The sequence below is a fragment of the Pedobacter sp. GW821-FHT01D05 genome, assembly GCF_059422505.1.
In genome coordinates, this window is record NZ_JBWKXA010000004.1 from 363,709 (window position 1) to 387,051 (window position 23,343).

The following is a 23,343-nucleotide window of genomic DNA, read 5'->3' on the forward strand; positions in this document are numbered from 1 at the left end:
ATCTCATATCTATTTCTTATTTTGCACCAAATGCAGTTTAAAGAAATCATAGGACAGGAAAGAGTGAAGCAACAATTGGTGCAAACGGTTAAAGAAAACCGCATTAGCCATGCGCAACTGTTTTTGTCGCCTGCTGGTTCTGGCGCTGTACCGCTGGCTATTGCCTACGCACAATACATTAATTGCCTTAACAAAGGCGAAAACGATAGTTGTGGCGAATGTTCGAGCTGTAGAAAATACGAACGTTTAATTCATCCCGATCTCCATTTCTCGTATCCTTTTTTTGCTTCTGCGAGTGTAAAAACAGCTGTAGATGTGTTGGAAGAATGGCGTGGCATGTTAATGCAAGACCCTTATTTCGATATGGATATCTGGCGGTCTAAACTCGATGCAGCTAATAAACAGGCTAATATTAATATTGCCGAATGCCACGATATTATTAAAAAGCTAAGTTATAAAGCCTTCGAGGCCGAAACCAAGGTTTTAATTATGTGGCTGCCCGAATATTTGGATAAAGCCGGAAATGCGCTGCTTAAATTAATTGAAGAACCACCCGCAAATACTTTATTTATTTTAATTGCACAAAGCCAGGATCAGATTTTAACCACCATTTTATCCAGAACGCAAATTGTGAAAATCCCAAAACTTTCGTCGGAAGAAGTAACCGGATATTTATTAAATGCGCGCGGATTAACTGAGCATCAGGGCATCGATTATGCATTTTTGGCCGATGGAAATCTAATTGAGGCAAAAGCACTGGCTGCCGATACGCAAAGTGATAGTTCGGGTACATTTACGGCCTGGTTGAGGATGGGTTTTGGGAATAAAGTTCCCGATCTGATTGAGTTTACCGACGAGGCAGCCAAGTGGGGAAGAGAAAACCAGAAGAATTTTTTAAAATATGGCGTAAATTATTTACGCGAATGCTGTTTAATTTTAAGTGGTGCCGAAGAATTGGTGAAATTACCTCCCCTAACCTTCGAAACGGCGAAAAAACTCAGCACACACGTACTTACCTTGCCTATGGCAGAGGCTATAATCGGCGAACTGGAAAAGGCACATTACCACATTGAAAGAAACGCGAACCCGAAAATTCTGTTTTTAGATGTATCTTTACAATTGGTAAAAATTATCAAGTTTAAAACGCTCCCTACGGGGACTCAATATATATACAATTAATATGGGATGTGGAAGTTGTTCAACAGGTGGTGGTTGCACCCCTAATGGATGCAAAAGTAATGGCTCATGCGGCACCGGTGGTTGCCAAACAATGGAAGTTCACGATTGGCTATCTAATTTGGATATGCCTTCTAATTATAAACCTTTTCAGGTTACAGAAATCAAATTTAAAGGCTCACGCAAAGAGTTTTTCCTCAATAACGATAACATTTACCTCGAAATTGGGGAACTTGTTGCCGTTGAAGGACCAACTGGTGGTTTTGATGTGGGACATGTTTCGCTTACGGGCGAACTGGTAAGGATCCAGATGAAACGCCGTAAAACGGCTCTCGATCAGGTAACCAAAAAAATCTACCGTAAGGCTACAGAAGCTGATGTAGAAAAATGGAATGCCGCTAAAGGGATGGAGTGGGAAACCATGCACAAAGCCCGTAAATTAGCCCTGGATCTTCGTTTACAGATGAAAATCAGTGATGTAGATTATCAGGCCGATAAAACCAAAGCCACTTTCTTTTATACAGCAGATGGACGTGTGGATTTCCGTGAGCTCATTAAAAAAATGGCAGAGAGTTTCCGTATCAGGATTGAAATGCGCCAGATCGGGATGCGCCAGGAAGCTGGCCGTTTAGGCGGAATTGGCTCCTGCGGTAGAGAATTATGTTGTTCAACCTGGTTAACCAACTTCAAAACTGTGTCTACGGCTGCGGCGCGTTATCAAAACTTATCACTAAATACTTTAAAGCTTGCTGGGCAGTGTGGTAAATTAAAATGCTGTTTAAACTATGAGCTGGATACCTATTTGGATGCTTTAAAAGATATTCCCGATAGAATTGAAAACCTTGATACTGAGGCTGGTTATGCCCGTCACCAAAAAACAGACATTTTCAAAAAAATCATGTGGTTCAGTTACATGGGTGATGAAAACTGGATTCCGGTTAAAGCTGCGCGTGTAAAAGAGATCATGGCCATGAATAAGGCGGGCAAAAAAGCGCCTAATTTAAAAGAAGAGGCCGTTCAGATTGCTGCGCCGGTTGTGGTTGAAAAATCTTTCGATTACGAAAATGTAGTTGGTCAGGATAGTTTAACCCGTTTAGATGAACGCTCGCGGGGTAAAAATAACCAACACAAAAACAATAATCAGAAAAATAACCGCAACAACAACCAAAATAAAAGAGAAAGAACGCCTACCGGAGAGAAAAATACAGGGGCTAATAATAGGACTCAGCAACCTCAACAGGGCGGACAGAAAGCTCAACAAGGTGGAAAACAACAGCCTAACGGACCAAAGCCACAACAGGCAGTTCCTAAACCACAGCATATTAACGGACCAAAACCTCAAAACAATAAGCCAAAACAACAGCCGCCACAAACACAAAAGCCTGTAGTAAAAGCTGAAGGAAATGTAACGGCCGAGGGTGTTAAGTCAGAACAGAGTAAAAACAAGAATAGAAATAACCGTAGGAAAAATAATAACCGCCGAAACAATAATAATGGCTCAGAAAATAAACCTGCTGCTGAATAAAAAGCAAATAATTTTGCTTGGCTTTTTATTAATGGTTACCCTATTTATGGGCTGTATGGTCAGCGTAATTGATAGTAATGTCGAAATTGCCAACCGCAGGTGGACCTACCGTAACCATATTTCGACACCGTTTGAGATTAAGGATAATACAAAGGCTTACAACATTTATTTTAAGCTTAGACATACCGCCGATTATAAATATGCCAATATTTTTGTCCTTGCCCATTTTAAAGATGGCAAGAAGATGATAACCCGGCGTTATCAATACAAGCTCGCCAAAAATGATGGCGAATGGCTGGGCAGTGGTTCGGGAAATGTGTTTAGTTATACCCTGCCGATGTTAACCAACTATCATTTTTCCCGAAATGGTAAGTTTGAGGTCGAAATTGAGCAGAATATGCGCGATAATCCACTTTTAGAGGTAAGTGATGTTGGTTTATTGGTTGAAGAGGCAAAATAAGTTTTGTTTTCACTTAGCATTTTATTGATTATTTAATCCATTGTCGTTATTTGTTTGTATTTGAGTGTGTTTTTCGAAATTTTATTTGGAAAAATTAGCTTTCTCACTACATATTTGTAATAAAATTGTTATTATTGTTTATAAACCTATGAACTATGATACGAATTTTACTCAAAAACATCCTTCCCCTTCTCCTCTTTTTAATTTCTACACAATCATTTGCCCAAGGCTTAAAGGGTAAGGTAACAGACTCTGCAGGCTTAGCTATTCCAGGTGCTACAGTTCAGGTAGTTGGCTCAAAAGTTGGAACATCATCTGATGGAAATGGGCTTTATGCCTTAAAATTTCCTTCACCGGGGGCTTATAAAGTCAGGGTTTCTTTTACAGGCTACCAAACGGCTGAAGTAGCTGTTCAGATCGACAATACCGTAAAAACAATGGATTTTGCACTGCAGGATGCGAAAGAACTGTTAAGTGATGTAGTTGTGGTTGGATCAAGATCAACGCCCAGAACGAACATCGAAAGTGTGGTACCGGTTGATCTGATTTCTGCAAAAGACGTTAAGGTATTTGCGCAGACAGATTTAACGCAGATTTTAAACTTTGTAGCGCCATCTTTTAGCTCTAACCGGCAAACCGTTTCTGATGGAACCGACCACATCGATCCTGCATCTTTACGCGGTTTAGGGCCAGATCAGGTTTTGGTGCTGGTAAATGGAAAACGTAGGCATACTACAGCATTGGTAAACATTAACGGTACTTTCGGTCGGGGTTCTGTCGGAACCGATTTAAATTCCATCCCGGTTTCGGCAATTGAGCGCATTGAGGTGCTCCGTGATGGTGCTGCGGCGCAGTACGGTTCGGATGCCATTGCAGGGGTAATCAACATTGTGTTAAAAAAGGTAACACCGTATAGTTTTTCTACCTCTTTTGGTCAATCTTCTTCAAGTGCCCTGGGTCGCGATTTTAGCGATGGCAGAACCTTTCAGGTTGATTTTAGCAAGGGATGGGCATTTAAAAATGATAAAGGTTTCATCAATTTTGCGGCACAATACCTCCAAAGAGGCTATACAAACAGGGGTGGTTTAGATACCCGTCCGTTATTATATTCTGCGAGCCCAACTAAAGGTTCAACAGAAACAGAAGCCGCTTTTCAGGCCCGTTTTGCAAGCTTAAAAGCCATTGATGATGCAAGGGCAAGAGCAAACGGCTTGGATAGAAACAACATGCGGGTGGGTAACTCCGATTCAAAAAATGGAGGAGGTTTCTTAAACGGACAGTTTAATTTTGGTAAAACCACTCAATTGTACTATGCAGCTGGCTTTACCCATAAAACCGGAAGTGCCGCGGGTTTTTATCGCCTGCCAACACAAACCACACAGATTGATTTATCTATCTATCCTAATGGCTTTTTGCCTTTCATCGATACCAAGATTAATGATTATTCATTTTCTGCTGGTTTAAGAGGTAAGATAGGCACATGGGATTATGACATCAGTAATACCAGTGGTGAAAATACCATCGAATTCAATATCAATAATACGGTAAATGCTTCTCTGCCTACTGGAACAAGTCCTACATCGTTTTACGCTGGGGAATTGCTATTCAGACAAAATACCAGTAACCTTGATTTAAACAAAAAACACACTTTTGACGGTGGGTTTTTAACCTCATTAAATACTGCCTTTGGCGGAGAATTCAGGATAGATAATTACCAGATCAAAGAAGGCGAGCTTTTATCTTATTCAAATGGCGGAAGATTGATCGGAACATCCCCTACGGCATCAGGTGCGCAGGTGTTCCCGGGCTTTAAGCCGAGCAACGCATTGGACAAATCGAGGCACAATGTTGGTGCCTATGCCGATATTGAAGCCGAATTTGGCCCCCGGGTAACTTTAGGAGCCGCTGGGCGTTACGAAAATTACAGTGATTTTGGTTCGAACTTTTCTTATAAATTTACAGGCAAGGTTAAACTTTTTGGTGATGTTTCGTTACGTGGCGCGTATGCCACAGGGTTTAGAGCACCATCTCTACACCAACAATATTTTAATAATGAAAGCACGCAGTTTGTAGGTACCAATGCAACACAGGTTTTAACGGTAAATAATGCAAACCCTATTGTTGCCCAGTTTGGTGTTGGCGCATTAAAACCTGAAATTTCTAAATCGGGAAGTTTGGGTTTAGCAGGCAAAATCGCCAAAACCTTTACTTTTACCATCGATGCTTATAATATTGATATCAGCGACCGTATTGTTTTCTCCAGTCAATATGCCCGCGAACGTGCTGGCGGTGTTTTAGTGCCAACCGGTGTGGTGAGCCAGATTTTAAATACGGTAGATCCTACAGCGCAGATTAACAGTGTACAGTTTTTTACCAACGCCATTACCACCAATACCGCAGGTATCGATGTGGTATTAACCAACAGGTTTAATTTGGGTGCAAAAAGCAGCTTAATTTTAAGTGTTGCTGGCAACGTAAACAAAACCGTGGTAAGAAGTATACAGGGTTCTGATAAAATTGAAAGTGATCCTACATTAAAAGCTAAACTTTTCGATCGTTTGGAACGCTCCCGTTTCGAAAGTTCAGTGCCTAAAAACAAACTGAATATTACCGCAACCTATAATGTAGATAAACTATCGTTTGTGGCAAGGACAGTTCGTTTTGGCGAGGTTACCTATTTAAATGCTATTGATCCAAATATTCCTGCCAATGGCTTACCAGCACAATTGGATCAGACTTTTGCGCCGAAATGGATAACTGATTTCTCTGTAAGCTACGCTGCGAGTAAAACCTGGTCGGTAACTGTGGGAGCGAATAACATTTTTGATGTTTACCCTGATAAGTTATATATCAATCCACGTAATAATGAAAATAATTTGAGTGGAGACGCTGCCAGTAATTATTCAGGTGGATTAGACAATACTTCGAATGGCAGGTTTTTGTACCCAAGAGCGGTTAGCCAGTTTGGTTTTAGTGGTAGGTATGTATATGGCAAAATTGCCTGTACATTTTAATGTTATTAAGCGTTTTTTAGCCACAGATGCACACAGATAAACACAGATTTTTATATCTGTGTTTATTAATAACTTGAGCTTAATTCATTAAAAGATTGAAGTTACAGATACTGTAACAAACTCTCCAGTTTCATTCCTCTTGATCCTTTTAACAATACCAAATGATCCAGAACCGGATTTGCCTGTAAATATGCAGCTGCTTCGGCCGGACTTTCGAAAAATGTGCCCTTAAAATTGTCTTTAAATGAATAGAAATCCTTCCCAATAAAAATTAGCTGATCTAAAGCACTTTCATTAGCCTGTTTCGCAATGAGTTCATGCTGTCCAAGCGATTCTGGTCCAAGCTCAAACATATCACCCAAAATGGCAGTCTTTTTATCTGCCGATAATGCTGCGATATTTTTCAGTGCCGCAGTCATGCTGCTTGGGTTTGCATTATAAAAATCGCAGATTACGGTATTCTTTTCTGTTTTGGTTAATTGAGAACGGTTATTTTTTGGCTGATAGTTAGCAAGGCCAGTGTTAATTTCGTCTGGGCTCATATCAAAGAAGTCGCCAATACAGATTGCAGCAAGAATGTTTTCGAAATTATAACTACCTGTTAAATTGGTTTTAACAGAAGAAGAAACGTCATGGTTGGTCCAATCCACTTCGATAAATGGATCACTGCTTTTTAATTCGCCTTTAATGGTATTGCCATTTTCTGTTCCGTAATAAATAAGTTTGTTTAAGCCTGCAGCTGTGCTCATTTCAAGCAAGTATGGGTTATCTCTATTAATAAAAGTATAACCATGGGTTTCTTTTAAATAGGCATAAAGTTCTGCTTTGCCTTTTTTTACCCCTTCAAATCCGCCGAATCCATCTAAATGTGCCATGCCAACATTGGTAATAATGCCATGGGTAGGCTGAGCAATGGTGCAAAGTAGTTCTATTTCCTTTTGGTGGTTTGCGCCCATCTCGATTACCGCAATCTGCACCTCACCGGTGATGGATAAGATAGATAACGGAACACCTATATGGTTGTTTAAGTTACCAAAGGTAGCAAAGGTTTTATATCGCTCTGCTAAAACAGCATTTACCAATTCTTTGCTGGTTGTTTTGCCATTACTGCCCGTTAAACCGATTACCGGGATATTTAATTGTTTGCGGTGATGGCGCGCCAGGTCTTGCAAAGTACTTAATACATCTTCTACTAACAGGCATTGACTGTTAGTAGCATACTTTTCTTCATCTATAACAGCATATGCTGCCCCTTTTTCAATAGCTTGAGCGGCAAATTCGTTGGCATTAAAAAGATCTCCTTTAAGCGCAAAAAAGATACAACCAGGGCTAATGTTTCTTGTATCGGTAGAGATAACAGGGTTTTCTCGGTAGTAATCGTATAATCTTTCGGTTGTAATCATGCCTATGGTAAAAAATATGATGTAAAATTAAGCTTTCGCATTAACAAAAAACAAAATTAGTACATTAGGTAAAATTATTTCCCTATGAAAAGACGCTTAACGTTCTGCCTAATCTTCCTTAGTTCCGTTTTTTTTGCACAGGCACAGCTAAAATCGCCCGACGATTTTTTAGGTTACGAGCTGGGTTCACACTTTACCCCGCACCATAAAGTAGCCGATTATTTTAGACAAACCGCTACGGCTTCTGTTAAAAACATGAAATTGATAGAATATGGTAAAACCAATGAAGGCAGGCCCTTAATGGTGGCAGTTGTTTCTTCACCAGAAAACATAACCAAACTCGAACAGATCAGGAACAATAATTTGGTTTTGGCAACGGGTACCAATAATAGTGTGGATTTAACAAATCAGCCTGCCATACTCTGGTTAAGTTATAATGTACATGGTAATGAGGCAAACTCAACTGAAACTTCAATGAAGATGCTTTATACCTTGGTTTCGGGTAATAATAAACCTGCAACAGACTGGTTAAAAAATACTGTTGTGATAATAGACCCTTGTTTAAACCCCGATGGAAGAGACCGTTACGTGAATTATTTTAATAGCGTGGTGGGTAAAACACCCAATGCTGATCCGTTATCAAGAGAACACATAGAGCCATGGCCAGGCGGCAGACCAAACCATTATTATTTTGATCTGAACCGCGATTGGGCCTGGCAAACCCAGGTTGAAAGCCAGCAAAGGTTAGCGCTGTATAACCAATGGATGCCACAGGTACATGTAGATTTTCATGAGCAAAGCTATAATGAACCTTACTATTTTGCACCTGCGGCAGAACCGGTTCACCAGGACATTACGCCCTGGCAAAAGAGTTTCCAGGTAGTGGTAGGTAAAAACAATGCCAGGTATTTTGATGCAGAAGGTTGGCAGTATTTCACCAAAGAGCGTTTTGATTTACTATATCCATCTTATGGCGATACATATCCTTTATACAATGGATCAATAGGCATGACCTATGAACAGGGTGGAATCAGGGCCGGGTTATCGGTGGTGACCAATGATGGCGATACGTTAACCTTAAAAGACCGCATCGCACATCACTTTACAACAGGAATGTCGACCCTTGAAGTAACTTCCTTAAATCATCAGAAGTTATTAGAGGAATATAAAAAATATTTCCAGCAGGAATTAGCCAATAGTCCGGGTGTTTATAAAAGTTATATCATAAAAGCGACTAATTTGTCACGCTTAAAAAAACTGGCTGAACTGCTAACCAAAAATAAAATCGAATTTGCTTTTGGTGGTGATAAAACGGGAAGAGGTTATGACTATGATACCCAGAAGGAAGAAAGTTTTAGCATCGCCCGTAATGATTTAATTGTTAATATCCAGCAGCCAAGAGCCGTTTTGGCTAACGTTTTATTAGAACCCCAAACTCTTGTAACGGACTCTAATACTTATGATATTACAGCATGGGCCCTACCTTATGTGTACGTATTAAAGGGTTATGCCAGTAAAGAAAGTATTAAAGGGAAATATTCAGCCATTGAAGAGCCAAAGATAATCAGTAATGAGCTTGAGAAGCCCCTAGCCTGGTTGTTTAGCTGGGGAACAGGCGAAGATGTTCAGGTTTTAACGGCGCTGCAAAAAGAAAATATAAAAGTTAGACAGGCCGATCAGCCATTTGCGGTAAACGGTAAAGACTATCCTGCCGGAACCCTAATTGTGTTGAGGGCAGAAAACGAAAGACTGATCAAAGGGATGAAAGATAAGGTTGCATCGATCGCCAAAACCTTAAATAGGCCAATTCAGGCAATTAGTAGTGGTTTTGTAGAGAAGGGAAAGGATTTCGGCTCTAACGTTTACCCATTGTTAAAACAGCCTAAAATTGCCATTGTATCTGGCATGGAGGTTTCTTCTCTCGCGTTTGGCGAAGCTTGGTTTTTTCTTGAGCATGATCTAAATCTTTCACCAAGTATTATTAATGCTAAGGATCTGAATAACCTGGATATTAATAAGGTAAACACCTTGATTTTGCCGGATGGAAGTTACAGTGCATTTATAGGGGATGGTTTAACCGCATGGATAAATAAAGGAGGAAGATTGATTTTGATGGAAGATGCTATAGAAAGTGTATTCGAGAAAAAAGGATTTGATATTAAAAAGAAGGAAGCCGTTGTAAAAAAAGACGAAAAACCGGAGGCAAACAAACTTCTTTTCAAGGATAAGGACAGAGATGATTTCGAAACGACCATACCCGGTGCAATTTACCGGATCAATCTCGATGCTAGTCACCCCTTTTCTTACGGCCTGGGTAAAACCTACTACAGTTTAAAAACAGACCGTAAAATTTATGAGCCTTTTGTTAAAGGTTGGAATGTGGGTTTAATTAACGAAAAAAGTTTAATGGCCGGTGTAGTGGGTAAAAAAGCAAGGGAAGAGCTTAAAACAGGGCTTTTAATCGGTGTACAAGATTTCGGCCGCGGCAAGGTAGTTTATTTAGCTAACGACCCGTTGTTTAGAAACTTCTGGGAAGGTGGAAAAACCTTATTTGGGAATATAATTTTTTGTGGATATTAGGCGCGATTTCTACTTTTTTTGTTAAAATACGCGCTGATTTTATCGTTTCTGAATAGATTTTATTGCACATGTATGTAAAATACTTTACATTAACTATAAACAATCATTTTTGGGGCTTAAGAAAGAAAATCTCAAGCTTATTTCGTCAAACTAAACATACTTTCTGCTCAAAAGATGCATTTTTTTTCATAAAAAAAACATTTTTTTTATAATATTCCACTCATAATGTGTTGCTTAAGTCATTCAAATTCAGCCAGGAAGCAAAATTTAACATTTTGTAATATGCTTAAAATCAGGATATTAGCTATTTGTTTTGTTGGTTTGTTAAAATTTGTTAAAAAAAATTTTCTAACATGATTTGCAACACCTAAATTAGGCAATCATTAATCATTAACTAACCTATTTCATAATTATGAAAAAACTTCTACAAAGTTTGTTCATATTCTTGTGCTTGGCTACGGCTGGATATGCACAAGATCGAACAATTACTGGTACAGTTACTGCACAGGAGGATAACCTTCCAATTCCTGGGGTAAGTGTAAAAATCAAAGGTACTCAATCGGGTACGGTAACCGCAGCCAATGGTAAATATAGCCTGGTTGTAAAAAATGGCTCAATTTTAGTTTTTACCTATGTTGGTTATAAACAAAAAGAAGTAACTATTGGTGCTTCTAATGTTATTAACGCCATATTGGAAGGTGATGCTAACCAATTGACAGAAGTTGTTGTAACTGGGGCTTATGGTACAAAAACTACTGCAAGAGCTACTACTGCAAACATTCAAACGATTAGCGGCGAAAAGCTTAATACGGTGCGTGGAACAAATATCAACAACGCTTTGGCGGGTAAAGTTGCAGGTGTTCAGGTAAGAAGTCAGTCGGCAGCAGCCTTGGGTAGAAATACTCAAGTGAGGTTACGTGGTGCAGGTGGCTTTGGTACAGGTAGTGGCGCACTTTATGTTGTTGACGGAACAATTCTTCCAAATGCAGATGATGTGAACTTAGATGATATCGAAGATATTTCTGTTTTACAAGGTCCTGCTGCGGCAGCTTTATTGGGTTCACAAGCAGCTTCTGGTGCAATTTTGATTACCACTAAAAAAGGTAAGAAAACCGAGGGGGCTGGTATCACACTTAATTTAGGTGCAACATTTGAAAATGCCTATATTTTACCAAACTATCAAAACACTTATGCCGGTGGTAACTCTGCAGATCTTATCCAATACAATTGGAAAACCGGAGACCCTGTAGAGTGGCAAGCGCTTAGTGGTAAATATTATCATAACTATAGTGATGATGCAAGCTGGGGTCCGAAAATGGTTGGTCAGGAGTACATTCCTTGGTACGCATGGTATCCGGGAACTCAATATTCTTATAAAACAGCCTCTTTAACCCCTCAGCCTGATAATGCCCGTGATTATTTCAACACAGGTGTGAACTTAAATAACTCTGTTACTTTCGCTAATGCCGGTGATAAGTACAATTTCAAAATGACTTACGGTAACCAATACACGCAAGGTTTGGTACCTGGAACAAATTTGAAGAAAAATACTTTGAACTTAGTTTTAAACTACGATCTTAATAAACACTTCACTGTAGGTGCAAATATTAACTACGTTAAAACTGCACTAGGAGGTGATATTGATGATGCATACTCAAGTCAAAGTACAGGATCATTTAACCAATGGTTCCACAGGGATTTGGATATGGGTATTATGAAAGAATTGAGAGGATTGACAGTGCCAGGATTAAATGGAACCAACATTTATGCTAGCTGGAACCACAATGATCCTACTTCATATAGCGCAGCAGATCCAAAATCATTTTATGCAGGTAACTATTGGTATAACTTCTATACTTATTATGATTTGTTAAACAAATTAAATCAAAGAGATAGATTGTACGGTAACGTATATTTAACTTATAAAGTTAATGATGACCTGAAGTTTACGGGAACTTACCGTAAACAACAAAACACAACGTTTACTGAAGATAAATATAGCTCACGTTTAAATGATAGTGGTACGCAAACTACTGGTAACGATCCACAGGCTAGAGGTTACTATTATACTGCTAATACTTATTCAAATAGAGAGAACTACGAATTATTAGGGCAGTACACTAAAAAAATTCAAGATTTCACAATTGATGCAACAGTTGGTACTGATATTTTCAGGGCTGATTATAAAGACAATACTGCACAAACCGATAATGGTTTAGTAATTCCTGATCTTTTTACAGTTCAAAACTCTGTTAATCAACCTATAATAGGAAACACTAGATATATCGAAAAATATAGAGCTGTATTTGGTAAAGTTACTTTAGGTTACAAAAACTTCTTATTTTTAGAAGGAACTCTACGTAATGACTGGTTCTCAACATTACCTAAGGTGAATAATAATGTACTATCTAAATCAATTGGTGGATCATTCGTATTCAGCGATTTATTACCAAAAGAAAGCTTTGGCTGGTTATCAAATGGTAAATTAAGAGCGTCTTATGGTGAGATCCCTCAGGCATTATCTGATCAATCTGGCCGTTTTGGTGCATATGTTTACCCTGGCTTTGCGTATGGTGTAAATGCATTAAAATGGAATGGTAACTTACTAATGTCTACTCCTGATGTACTTGTTGATCCTGATATCACTGGTGCAGTATCATCAAACTATGAATTGGGTATTGATTTAGGCTTCTTGAACAACAGAATCACTTTGGCAGCTACGTATTGGGATGCAACGGAGAAGAATTTCCCAAGATCTGTATCAATCAATCCGGCATCTGGCTTTAGTTCAATTATTACCAATATTGGTCAGATCAATAAAAGAGGTTTAGAGTTTCAATTAACTGGTCGCCCAGTGGCATCACCAAACTTTTCGTGGACGATTTCAGGAACATACGCGAACTTATTGGATAATAAAGTAGTAGAGGTAAGTAAAAAATATGCCATTACTCGAATTTCAGGGGTAGATGCTGTTTGGGGTACAACTATGCCATATATGGTGCACGAAGAAGGTAAACAGTGGGGACAGATTTTCGGAAATGGAAAGAAAAGAAATGCAGATGGCGTTCCATTGTTGGATGCTAGTGGCCATTTTGTAAATGATCCAAACGTATTTTTTGGTAGCGTTCTTCCAAAACACACTGGTGGTTTGCAAAACTCATTTACCATATTCAAAGATTTCAATGTAAGTGCTAATATTGATTACCAATTTGGAGGAAAATTTGTTTCCTTATCAAATATGTGGGGTTCATATAGCGGTTTAACTGCTCGTACTGCTGCCTTGAATGATAAAGGTGTTTCTGTACGTGATAACCCTGCTGATGGTGGTGGTGTAAGAGTTGATGGTGTTGACGCTACAACTGGCCAGCCGAAAACTTATTATTTGAGCGCTATTGATTATTACCAAGGTCTTTACAACTCTAGAACATTTGATGACTACATCTATGATTTAACCTTCATTAAATTGCGTGAGGTATCAATTGGGTACAACATACCCGTTAAAAAGTTGGGCATTGGTAAATATATCCAGAATGCAACTTTCTCTGTAATTGCGCGTAATCCGGTTTTAATTTATGCTAAAACAAAAGATTTCGATCCATCAGAGGTATCTGCAACAAGCGGTGAAACTGCTCAATTACCAGGTACAAGAGGATTTGGTTTTAACTTAAGAGTAGGTTTCTAATCTAGAAAAACAAAAGAAATTATTATGAAAAAGAGATTTATATATGCATCCTTAATTGGCTTGGTGCTTGCCAGCTCAGTGGGATGTAAAAAAATAGAGGATTTTGGTGTTGCTAATGATAATCCAGCAGCAACTACTACTCCGAGGGTTGATGCCTTGTTAACTAATTCGATCGCAAGTTTACCAGGTTTTGCCTTTTATGTAACAGGTGGCTATTATTCACAGTACTTTTCACAAAGTCAATATCCTGATGCGATGTTGTATTCGTTAGATCAAAGTGCATTTACCGGAGCTTACAGCGGCATACTTTATGACTTGGAAAATATTCAGTTGGTGAACACAAGCACCAATCAAAATCAGGTTGCCAAGATACTTCAACAGTACGTGTATTTTCAATTGACTAATCGTTGGGGAGACATACCTTACAGTCAGGCATTAAAGGGAATTACCGTAAATGCCCCAGCCTATGATACACAGGAAGCGATTTATAAAGGAATGTTGGCTGCATTAACTACAGCAGCAACTTCCTTTAATTCATCTGCAATAACAGGCGATATTATGTTCAATGGTGATGTTGCGGCCTGGAAAAGAGTAGCAAACTCATTAAGGTTGGTAATCAGCATTCAGTTATCGAAAAAATACCCTGGTGCAAATGATTATGCAGCAACGCAGTTTAAAGCGGCTTTAGCTGATGCAGGTGGTGTAATTACTACAAATGCACAGAACATGCAAGTTACGCCGGCTGCTCCAAATTTCAGAAACGTGATTTGGGATGGTTATAACGGTCGTAAAGATTATGGCGAAAGCAAAACGATGACTGATTTAACAGCTAGTTTGAGCGATGCAAGACAAGCCGTATTTGGTGGCGCGAGTGAACAAGCAGGCAATGTAACAACCTCAAGCGTAGGTATTCCTTACGGCGGAGATAAAGCATCAACTGAAGGTTTTACAAATAATAACCCTACCTGGGCACGTGTGCTGCGTGGTGATAAACGTGATCAGGCTAGCCCTGTTTTCATTATAACTGCTTCACAAATTGCATTAATCAGAGCTGAAGCGGCTAATCTGGGTTGGACTACCGAAAGTTTGTCTGATTTATATACTCAAGGTATTACATTATCATACGAGCAATGGGGAGTTGGAACACCTTCGGCTGCTTATTTGGCCAATGCCAGCGTTGCTGTCGGAGCTGTTGGTGCTGCTAATAATGTGAGAAATATTTCAACTCAACGTTATTTGGCAAGTTATCCTGATGGACAACAAGGATGGAACATTTGGAGAAAAACAGGATTTCCTGCGCTTACACCAGCTTCTGCTGCTGCAAATTCATCAAAACAAATTCCAAGAAGAATAGCTTATTCTCCAACTGAACAAACTACTAACAAAGCAAACAACGATGCGGCTATTGCTCGTTTAACTGGTGGTAACACTCAGGATGCTAGAATGTGGTGGGATCAATAATCATTAACGTTTAAATTAACTAAAATGAAAAATCATTTATTAAAATATGCTGGTATTGCGTTATTATTGGCGCTAACAGTAACTGGGTGCAGAAAGGACGCATTTGAGGGCGAAGAGACCCTGGAGAATGGAGCTACAAGAGTAAAGATATCAGAAGGAACAAATCCATCTTTCTTTCTCGAAGCTGGTTCTGGGATACAAAAACGTAAGCTCTTTACGGTAACTAAAGCTGCTGCTAGCCAGGCCGTTAACAATGCGGCTGCAACTATTACCTTAACTTATGCACCTGATTTAATTGCAAAATATAATACTGATCATGCTACTGGTACTCCTGCGGTTCCTGATACCTATGAAATGCTTCCAGAAGCACTTTATACCACCTTTCCAGGAGTTACAAGGACGAGTACAGGATACACCATTAATCTTGCTCCAGGAGAATTTGCGAAATCTTTCGATATTAATCTAAATTTTGCTGCATTCGATTTTTCTAAAAAATATATGTTAGCTTTTAGAATTGCCGCAACAGGTATTGATGGAGAGGTTACTGTTCAAAACCAACTCCTTGCCATAGTAGGTGTTAAAAATGCCTATGATGGAGTGTATTCTGTAGCTGCGGGTACAGTTACCAGATATACTGCGCCAGGCGTTCCAGCAGGCGATGCGCTTAGTGGAAATATGGCAGGCAACCCTGACGTGAGGTTGGCAACTACCGGGGCTACTTCATTAAGAATCGAGGGCCTAAATTGGGCAGCTGCTGGCGGTGGTGTTGGAGGTGTAGATCCAATTACATTGACCATTAACCCAACTACTAACCAGGTTACCTCTATTAGTTCTACGGTGGCGACAAGTATGAAAATTGTTCCGGGAGCTGTTAATAAATATGATCCTGCTACGAAAACTTTCACCTTGAACTTTGACTGGAACCAAACCGCAAACAAGCGGGAAATATTGGGCTTAGTTATTACATACAAAGGATCAAGATAATTTCCAGAAATCATTAAAAAGCTCTCTTCTAAGGAAGGGAGCTTTTTTGTTTGCAGTGCATTCTAAATTTTTAAGATGCAACAATACACTTTCAAGCAGGTTAAGCCCTTAGGGTACTGTAATGTATACGGTGTTATGGGTAAAACCTTAACGATAAAGCTTACTACAGGTTTTAATCTAGCTTGGTAACAATACCTCCTGATGTGAGTATAAGCTGGGATGAGCTTTGGTCTTTCATGGGAGAAATTAAAATAAAAAACCAAACTATAGGTTTTTTTTATTTTAAAGATTAAATTTGATACAACCTCATCAAATACTTATTATGAAAAAAATATTCTTTTTATTGATTGGTACAATAGGATTTCTTACCGCCGAAGCTCAAGTGTACAGAAGTGTGAATATGGGAGGCGATCGTCAAACCATACGTGCAAAAAGAACAGATGCTGATTTTGAAGGCTCCCCATACTTGTTTAGTGATTGGCAAAAAGCAGTGGTGCAATTCGGATCAGGTATTGAACCCTCCTCAAGCGAAGTGAAATATGATTTGCTTGCCGACTTATTAGTGCTGAAAGGAAAAGATGGCGAAGAATATGAGTTCAAGGATCAACCGAAAGAATTTTTGCTAACCTCAACAAAAGAGCTGTATAAAAATGGCTTTGCCCCTGTTGATAAATTTACAGATAAGACTTTTTACCAAGTCATTTATGATGGTAAAGTTAAGTTTCTTAAAAAAACAACAAAAACTGTAATTGAAAGCAAAGGTTACAATACAGCAACGGTAACAAGAAAAATAGCTGATGATACTCAATACTATATTGTTAAGGCAGAAAATAAACCAATTAAAGTAAAGTATAATGAAAAGTCAATTGTTGCTGCCCTAGGTAAAAGCGAAGAACTAACAAAGTACGCTAAAGAGAACAAATTAGATATAAAATCTAGCGATGGTATAATTAAGCTGTTAAGCTATTATGATACGCTTTAGAAATTTTTGTTATGTAGATTTCAATAAGGGGCGTTTATAAGAGCGCCCTTTTTTATGCAAAGTTTAAGCCTTTCAGAATCCAGTATATGACTTTCGATTCTTGTATTGAATTTATGGCTAAATCGGAGGTGTGCTAAGGTTCACCTTTTGACTGTATATTTGACCTCCTGACAAATAGCATAATCTACCTTCAGTATCGTATGATAGATTAGATGCATTATTTTAGAGCAGCGTTTTCTTTATAGAAGTAATTGTACTTACTAAGCCTCAATATTATTATCTTCTGCCCGCCTATAGCCCTACTCACTTCCATACCCGAGCTGGCCAGTACTTTGTTTTGCTAATGCACTTTAAACTGTTTCGGATAGATGGATATGTGGCTGTATGCCAGGTGCGCAAAAAAAACCGATAATGAAATGGGTATATTACTTTACGAATTAATTTGATAGTTGATTTTTAAGCGCTTTGGAGGATAAGATAGAAAATCTAGCGGAAAAATGGCATGATTTTTTCTGAAAATAACTCCCGCTTTTAATGACGATAATTGATATAAATTGCCTATTATAAGTTAAAATATGATAACTTGTAGTTCTAGAGGCCCTTTCTTTGAGGAAAAATCCCCCAATATGCCTTTTTAAACAGACAGCTTTATTGTCAAAACAAAGTCATTATAATGGCTTGTTTTGTTAAAATTTGTTAAACTATTAGCAAACTCTTTTATATTTAGCGATTCAAATAACTATTTCATTTACTAACTTAAATTTCATGAAAAAACTTCTACAAAGTTTGTTCTTATTGATGTTTGTTGCTATTACTGCAATGGCTCAGGAGCGAACAATTACTGGAACGGTAACATCTGCTGAGGATAATATCGGCCTTCCAGGTGTAAGTGTTAGAGCCATCGGTTCGCAAGCAGTAGCAGTAACAGGCGCTGACGGAAAATACACCCTACGAATCGGCTCTGCTGTTTCAGCAATTCAATTTTCTTATATCGGCTTTACAAGCAAAACAGTAAATGTTCCTTCATCCAATACCCTTAACGTGGGATTAGCTTCTGATTCGAAGAGTCTTGCCGATGTTGTGGTTGTGGCTTATGGTACGCAGAAAAAAGAGTCTATTACGGGTTCTGTTTCTAGTATTAGCGCAAAAGACTTGGAAAAAAGAACTGTAACTAATATTACGGCTTCATTACAAGGATCAGCGCCAGGTATTTCTGTATTGGCTTCTAATGGGCAACCAGGTAATAGCTCTGCTATCCGTATTCGTGGTTTTGGTTCCTATTCATCTTCAAATAGCCCGCTTATCGTTTTAGATGGTGCGGTGTATGATGGTAGTATTGGTGATATCAATCAGAATGATGTTGAGAGTATTTCGGTATTGAAAGATGCATCTTCTTCAGCTTTATATGGTTCTAGGGGCGCTAATGGCGTAATTATCGTTACAACCAAAAAAGGTAAATCAGCAGAACCAGCAATCAATGTTAACTTTAGTCAAGGATGGTCTACCCGTGGAATTCCTGAGTATGAGCGTTTAGATGCTGCTCAATACTATCCAGCGGTTTGGCAAGCGATTAAGAATAACTTAATGTTTTCAGCTTCTCCAGCGCTAACAGATGCTGCTGCGGCAACAAAAGCGTCGGCAGATGTGTTTACAAACTTAGTTTATAACCCATTCAATGTTCCTGGAGGTCAAGTTGTAGGTACTGATGGTAAACTTAATCCTAATGCATCTTTATTATATAATGATTTTAACTGGTATGCTCCTTTAGAGCGCACAGGAAAAAGAACAGATGCAAATATTAGCACATCAGGAAGAAGCGATAAAACAGATTACTTCGTGTCGTTAGGCTATTTAAAGGATAGTGGTTTCATCCTGAAATCAGACTTCGAACGTTTTAACGCACGTGTGAATGTAAATACTAAACTTAGACCATGGTTAAAAACAGGCTTGAATTTATCAGGTGCAATGTCTGATGCAAATACTGCGAGCGATGCCTCTACAGGAAACGGTTCAAGTTTTGTCAATCCGTTTTCATTTGCAAGAGGAATTGGCCCAATTTATCCTGTACACGCCTTTAACGCAGCGGGAGAGCCAATCGCCAATTCTTTAACAGGTGAGCAATGGTATGATTATGGTATTCATCCAGGAGCTGTGAATCGCCCGTCAGGAGCTTCTCCGGGTCGAAACGTTGTTTATGAAACCATGCTTAATGATAATGCTTATAGAAGAAACCAGTTAAGTGCAAGAAGTTATATTGAGGTGAGATTCTTGAAAGATTTCACTTTCACTCCAACAATTAGCATGGATTTGAGAAACAATAATGTTGATCAGTTCCAAAACCCAATTGTTGGTGATGGTGCGGGTTCGAATGGTTACAAGTTCCAAAGTAATGCGGTTACTAAATCATACACCTTTAATCAAATCTTAAATTATAACAAAACAATCGGAAAACACACGATTTCAGTATTAGCAGGCCACGAAAACTACAACTTTAAATATAGAATATTCCAGGCTGACAGAACAAATATGGTTGCTCGTGGTAATACAGAGTTTGCAAATTTTGTTACATCATCTAGTTCATATGGTAGAGAGGATAACGACCGTATTGAGTCTTATTTATCTAAAGTTAGCTACAATTATGATGATAAATATTTCATTGATGGATCGTTAAGACGTGATGGTTCTTCAAGATTTTCTGCAGAACAAAGATGGGGAACATTTTTCTCAGCAGGAGCAACTTGGGCCATTAAAAAAGAAAACTTCTTAAAAGATGCAAGCTGGTTAGATGATTTAAGACTAAAAGTTTCTTACGGTCAAGTAGGTAATAATGCCTTGCTTGACGGTAGTGGAAATAATAGATATTACGGAGATAGAGCCTTTTTTGATCTAGGTTCGAATAGCAATACGGAAGGCGGTGTTTTATTGGCATCTATTGCTACACCTGATTTAACCTGGGAAAAACAAAACACGCTAAATACAGGAATTTCATTTGCGTTTTTTGGGAGAAGATTATATGGTGAATTAGAATACTACAACAAACAGGTAGATGATTTAATTTTCAGTGTTCCGCAGCCATTATCTGCAGCGGTTACTAGTGTTTATCGTAACATTGGTGCCATGTATAACAGAGGTTTTGAGCTTCAATTGGGTGGCGACATTATTCGCGAACAGGATTTTACCTGGGGCCTAATCACCAACTGGAGTATTTTTAAGAACAAGATTACTAAGCTTCCTCCAGAAACCCCAACAATTATCAGTGGAACTAAAAAACGAGAGGTAGGACATGGAATCTATGACTATTGGTTAAGACAATACGCAGGTGTTGATCCAAACGATGGCGCTGCATTGTATGTACCTGCTGATGGAACGCTTCCTGCAAACATTCGTACCGTGAACGGTGTACAGTATGTAACCAATCAATCATTTGCAAAATTTGATTATTCAGGTTCGGCAATTCCAGATTTGATGGGCTCTTTTGTAAATACATTCAGTTACAAAGATCTATCGTTATCATTTATGGTAAATTACCAAGTTGGTGGCAAAGCTTATGATTCTGTGTATCAGGGCTTAATGAGTACGGGCTCTTATGGCGGTGCATTGCATCAAGATATCTTAAATTCTTGGACTCCGGCAAATAATACTTCCAGTACACCAAGAGCTGATTTTGGAGCTACTGCAAATACTAACGCAACATCCAACAGGTGGTTAATCGATGCTTCTTATTGGAGCTTACGTAATATTAACTTATCATATAATTTGCCTAAAGCTTGGTTAAACAAAATTAAGGTGCCAAGTGCCCGTATTTTTGCAACAGGCGAAAACTTATACCTTCATTCAAAAAGAAAAGGATTAAATCCTTCTGAATCTTTTGACGGTGTAAATGGTAATACCTATCCTCAAAGCAGAAACTTTAGTTTGGGTATTAATTTAACCTTATAATCTTTAAAAATAGCGTAGAAAGAGATATGAAAAAGCTTTTAATATTAACCAGCTTAGTGGTAGCTTTAATCGCTCCCGGCTGTAAAAAGGAATACCTGGAAACCAAGCCAACCGATCAGATTGCTTTGGAAGAGGTGTTCACTTCAACAACAAATGCAAATGCTGTAGTCAGTGGTATTTATGCCTATATGAATACCAGAACTACAACCACCACCTCAAACGCACAAGGTAAACCAGGTGTTGGTGGTATCCTGTTGGGTATTGATTTTATGGGAGAGGATTTGCATCAGGCAGCAGCTACATGGTTCACTTCAACTGGTGAGGGCAACTATGTGTCGCCACGAACTGATACACATCCGAGTAACCTATACTATTACCGTACCTTTTACCGTATGATTAACAACGCTAACTATGTGCTTGATAACATAGATTTACCAAGCGTAACAGGATTAGAGTCGGAAAAAATTAGATTGAAAGCAGAAGCTTTAACTATTAGAGCCTATGCATATTCGTATTTAGTGCAATTTTACGGAACAAGATATAATGCTGCAGCAAAACCAAATGTTCAATTGGGCGTTCCATTGGTATTAACCACAGCCGACATTATAAAGCCGCGTGCTACGGTAGAAGATGTTTACACTCAGATAGTAGCTGATTTGGATAAGGCAATTGCTTTAAATTCTACCACTAAGACAAACAAAACACATGCTGATGTTTGGGTGGCAAGAGGTTTAAGGGCAAGAGTTGCTTTAACCATGCAAGATTATCCGAACGCAATTAAATTTGCAAAAGATGTGATTGATGGTGGTAAATATCCATTAATGAGCCAATCAGATTATGTAAGTGGTTTTAACAATAATGCGTTATCTGAATTCATGTGGTGCGCAATGCCTACTACTGAGCAAGGAGATACATTTGGATCCTTTTATGGTCAAATTGCTTATAACGCAAATACCACTTATATGCGTGGTACACCAAAAATGATTAATTCAAATTTATATAATCAAATACCTGTTAATGATGTAAGAAGAAAATTATGGGAACCAGCTCCTACAGCGGCTAACTTTCCACTTCCTACGGCAGCATTTACACGTCGTGCATACATGAGCAGAAAGTTTTCTGTAAAAACGGTTGGCGACCCTTCTTTAGGAGATACACCTTGGATGAGAAGTGCAGAAATGTATTTGATTTTAGCAGAAGCATATGCACGTAGCGGTCAGGATCTACTTGCGCAAACTGCATTGTTTGATTTGGTTAAAGTAAGAGATCTAACCGCAGTTAAAACGGTTAAAATCGGAACTGCGTTGATTGATGAAATCATGATTAACCGCAGAGTAGAACTTTGGGGTGAAGGTTTCAGATATTTAGATCTAAAACGTTTAAATTTACCTTTAGATAGAACTGCTGCAAATGTTCCTAATTATGTAGGTACATCAGTAGCAAATCTTTTAACTATCCCTGCGGGCGATGTTAAATTTTTGTTCTTAATTCCTCGTGATGAGTTGAATGCAAATCCTCTCATTCCACAGAGCGCTCAAAACCCATAAATCAAAATCTTAAGATTCTTAAGGGCTGTCTATCCAGACAGCCCTTTTTTTTTGGTCATTAACTATACCTTATGTTTTTGTCAAATAAAATGATATTTTCCATCTGTTTCATTCTACTAAATAGGAGTATGAAATTTTTTGTTGATACTTTATTACTTTTCATCGTATCTAACCTGGATTTTTAAGTTGTATTGCTATCTTTCTCAAAATATTCTCAAAAATTCATGTTTTCAGGGTTGATAATCTGATTTTTTTGCCTTTTCTTTTGCTTTTTTTTGCGGATATTATTTGTAATAAATGGTTTTAAATGTTATTTTGGGTTAATTATTAACCAAACTAATTTGAATTTCATGAAAAAACTGCTGATTGGTTTATTTTTGTTGTTATTTATTGCTCAATTTGTGGTGATTCGATGCAGAACAACCGCCAAAGAACCTCCTGATTATAAATATGGCTCAATCTCCGCTCTAAAAGCCTAAAACTGGAAAAATTGCTGTTAGAATCACCGAGATAATTGTCAACGAGAGGACCGTATTAGAATTTTTGCCAAAAATTTGCGGCCTTATCAGATAAATAAGGTTAATAATGGC

13 protein-coding genes are annotated in these 23,343 nt (G+C 38.5%); 12 read left to right on the forward strand and 1 reads right to left on the reverse strand.

The genetic code is table 11. From position 1 onward, the window contains the following. Positions 1 to 30 precede the first annotated feature (30 nt). From AC07VK_RS16645 to AC07VK_RS16660, 4 genes are all read left to right on the forward strand, one after another. Positions 31 to 1,179 (forward strand): DNA polymerase III subunit, encoded by a 1,149-nt coding sequence (locus AC07VK_RS16645; protein ID WP_492961830.1) that lies wholly within the window; start codon positions 31 to 33, stop codon positions 1,177 to 1,179. Position 1,180: 1 nt separating this feature from the next. Continuing rightward, positions 1,181 to 2,701, forward strand: coding sequence for a PSP1 domain-containing protein (locus tag AC07VK_RS16650; protein ID WP_492961832.1), 1,521 nt, complete (start codon positions 1,181 to 1,183; stop codon positions 2,699 to 2,701). Next, the gene (locus AC07VK_RS16655; protein WP_492961834.1) at positions 2,670 to 3,161 is read left to right on the forward strand and encodes a gliding motility lipoprotein GldH; all 492 of its coding nucleotides are present in this window, start codon (positions 2,670 to 2,672) and stop codon (positions 3,159 to 3,161) included. The genes AC07VK_RS16650 and AC07VK_RS16655 overlap by 32 nt, the downstream gene beginning before the upstream one ends. Before the next feature lie 155 nt (positions 3,162 to 3,316). Beyond that, entirely contained in the window at positions 3,317 to 6,175 is a 2,859-nt protein-coding gene (locus tag AC07VK_RS16660) for a TonB-dependent receptor (RefSeq protein WP_492961836.1), read from the forward strand. A 101-nt stretch (positions 6,176 to 6,276) separates the two neighbouring features. Here AC07VK_RS16660 and AC07VK_RS16665 read toward each other — a convergent pair whose 3' ends face one another. Further along, positions 6,277 to 7,578, reverse strand: coding sequence for a UDP-N-acetylmuramoyl-tripeptide--D-alanyl-D-alanine ligase (locus tag AC07VK_RS16665; RefSeq protein ID WP_492961838.1), 1,302 nt, complete (start codon positions 7,576 to 7,578; stop codon positions 6,277 to 6,279). A gap of 84 nt (positions 7,579 to 7,662) precedes the next feature. Between AC07VK_RS16665 and AC07VK_RS16670 the strand changes: the two genes are divergently transcribed. The 8 genes from AC07VK_RS16670 to AC07VK_RS16705 all read left to right on the forward strand — a co-directional run bounded on the left by AC07VK_RS16670 (position 7,663) and on the right by AC07VK_RS16705 (position 23,232). Beyond that, positions 7,663 to 10,158, forward strand: a complete 2,496-nt coding sequence (locus AC07VK_RS16670; protein WP_492961840.1) for a M14 family metallopeptidase — start codon at positions 7,663 to 7,665, stop codon at positions 10,156 to 10,158. 412 nt (positions 10,159 to 10,570) lie between these two features. Beyond that, positions 10,571 to 13,840 carry a SusC/RagA family TonB-linked outer membrane protein gene (locus tag AC07VK_RS16675; RefSeq protein WP_492953750.1) on the forward strand — a complete coding sequence of 1,090 codons (3,270 nt, stop codon included), beginning with the start codon at positions 10,571 to 10,573 and terminating at the stop codon, positions 13,838 to 13,840. A 24-nt stretch (positions 13,841 to 13,864) separates the two neighbouring features. Beyond that, positions 13,865 to 15,301 (forward strand): SusD/RagB family nutrient-binding outer membrane lipoprotein, encoded by a 1,437-nt coding sequence (locus AC07VK_RS16680; RefSeq protein ID WP_492961842.1) that lies wholly within the window; start codon positions 13,865 to 13,867, stop codon positions 15,299 to 15,301. A 24-nt stretch (positions 15,302 to 15,325) separates the two neighbouring features. After that, positions 15,326 to 16,285: a DUF1735 domain-containing protein gene (locus AC07VK_RS16685; protein ID WP_492953748.1), complete on the forward strand. Its 960-nt coding sequence runs from the start codon at positions 15,326 to 15,328 to the stop codon at positions 16,283 to 16,285. 322 nt (positions 16,286 to 16,607) lie between these two features. Next, entirely contained in the window at positions 16,608 to 17,267 is a 660-nt protein-coding gene (locus tag AC07VK_RS16690; RefSeq protein ID WP_492961844.1) for a hypothetical protein, read from the forward strand. A gap of 765 nt (positions 17,268 to 18,032) precedes the next feature. Beyond that, on the forward strand, positions 18,033 to 21,206 hold the full coding sequence (locus AC07VK_RS16695; RefSeq protein ID WP_492961846.1) for a SusC/RagA family TonB-linked outer membrane protein: 3,174 nt from the start codon (positions 18,033 to 18,035) through the stop codon (positions 21,204 to 21,206). Positions 21,207 to 21,232: 26 nt separating this feature from the next. Next, positions 21,233 to 22,753, forward strand: a complete 1,521-nt coding sequence (locus tag AC07VK_RS16700) for a RagB/SusD family nutrient uptake outer membrane protein (RefSeq protein ID WP_492961848.1) — start codon at positions 21,233 to 21,235, stop codon at positions 22,751 to 22,753. 350 nt (positions 22,754 to 23,103) lie between these two features. Then, the gene (locus AC07VK_RS16705) at positions 23,104 to 23,232 is read left to right on the forward strand and encodes a hypothetical protein (protein WP_492961850.1); all 129 of its coding nucleotides are present in this window, start codon (positions 23,104 to 23,106) and stop codon (positions 23,230 to 23,232) included. The last annotated feature ends 111 nt before the right edge of the window (positions 23,233 to 23,343 follow it).

Coding starts and splice junctions, on each gene's coding strand:
- AC07VK_RS16645 (WP_492961830.1), top strand. CDS start 31: ATGCAGTTTAAAGAAATCATAGGACAGGAAAGAGTGAAGCAACAATTG.
- AC07VK_RS16650 (WP_492961832.1), top strand. CDS start 1,181: ATGGGATGTGGAAGTTGTTCAACAGGTGGTGGTTGCACCCCTAATGGA.
- AC07VK_RS16655 (WP_492961834.1), top strand. CDS start 2,670: ATGGCTCAGAAAATAAACCTGCTGCTGAATAAAAAGCAAATAATTTTG.
- AC07VK_RS16660 (WP_492961836.1), top strand. CDS start 3,317: ATGATACGAATTTTACTCAAAAACATCCTTCCCCTTCTCCTCTTTTTA.
- AC07VK_RS16665 (WP_492961838.1), bottom strand. CDS start 7,578: ATGATTACAACCGAAAGATTATACGATTACTACCGAGAAAACCCTGTT.
- AC07VK_RS16670 (WP_492961840.1), top strand. CDS start 7,663: ATGAAAAGACGCTTAACGTTCTGCCTAATCTTCCTTAGTTCCGTTTTT.
- AC07VK_RS16675 (WP_492953750.1), top strand. CDS start 10,571: ATGAAAAAACTTCTACAAAGTTTGTTCATATTCTTGTGCTTGGCTACG.
- AC07VK_RS16680 (WP_492961842.1), top strand. CDS start 13,865: ATGAAAAAGAGATTTATATATGCATCCTTAATTGGCTTGGTGCTTGCC.
- AC07VK_RS16685 (WP_492953748.1), top strand. CDS start 15,326: ATGAAAAATCATTTATTAAAATATGCTGGTATTGCGTTATTATTGGCG.
- AC07VK_RS16690 (WP_492961844.1), top strand. CDS start 16,608: ATGAAAAAAATATTCTTTTTATTGATTGGTACAATAGGATTTCTTACC.
- AC07VK_RS16695 (WP_492961846.1), top strand. CDS start 18,033: ATGAAAAAACTTCTACAAAGTTTGTTCTTATTGATGTTTGTTGCTATT.
- AC07VK_RS16700 (WP_492961848.1), top strand. CDS start 21,233: ATGAAAAAGCTTTTAATATTAACCAGCTTAGTGGTAGCTTTAATCGCT.
- AC07VK_RS16705 (WP_492961850.1), top strand. CDS start 23,104: ATGAAAAAACTGCTGATTGGTTTATTTTTGTTGTTATTTATTGCTCAA.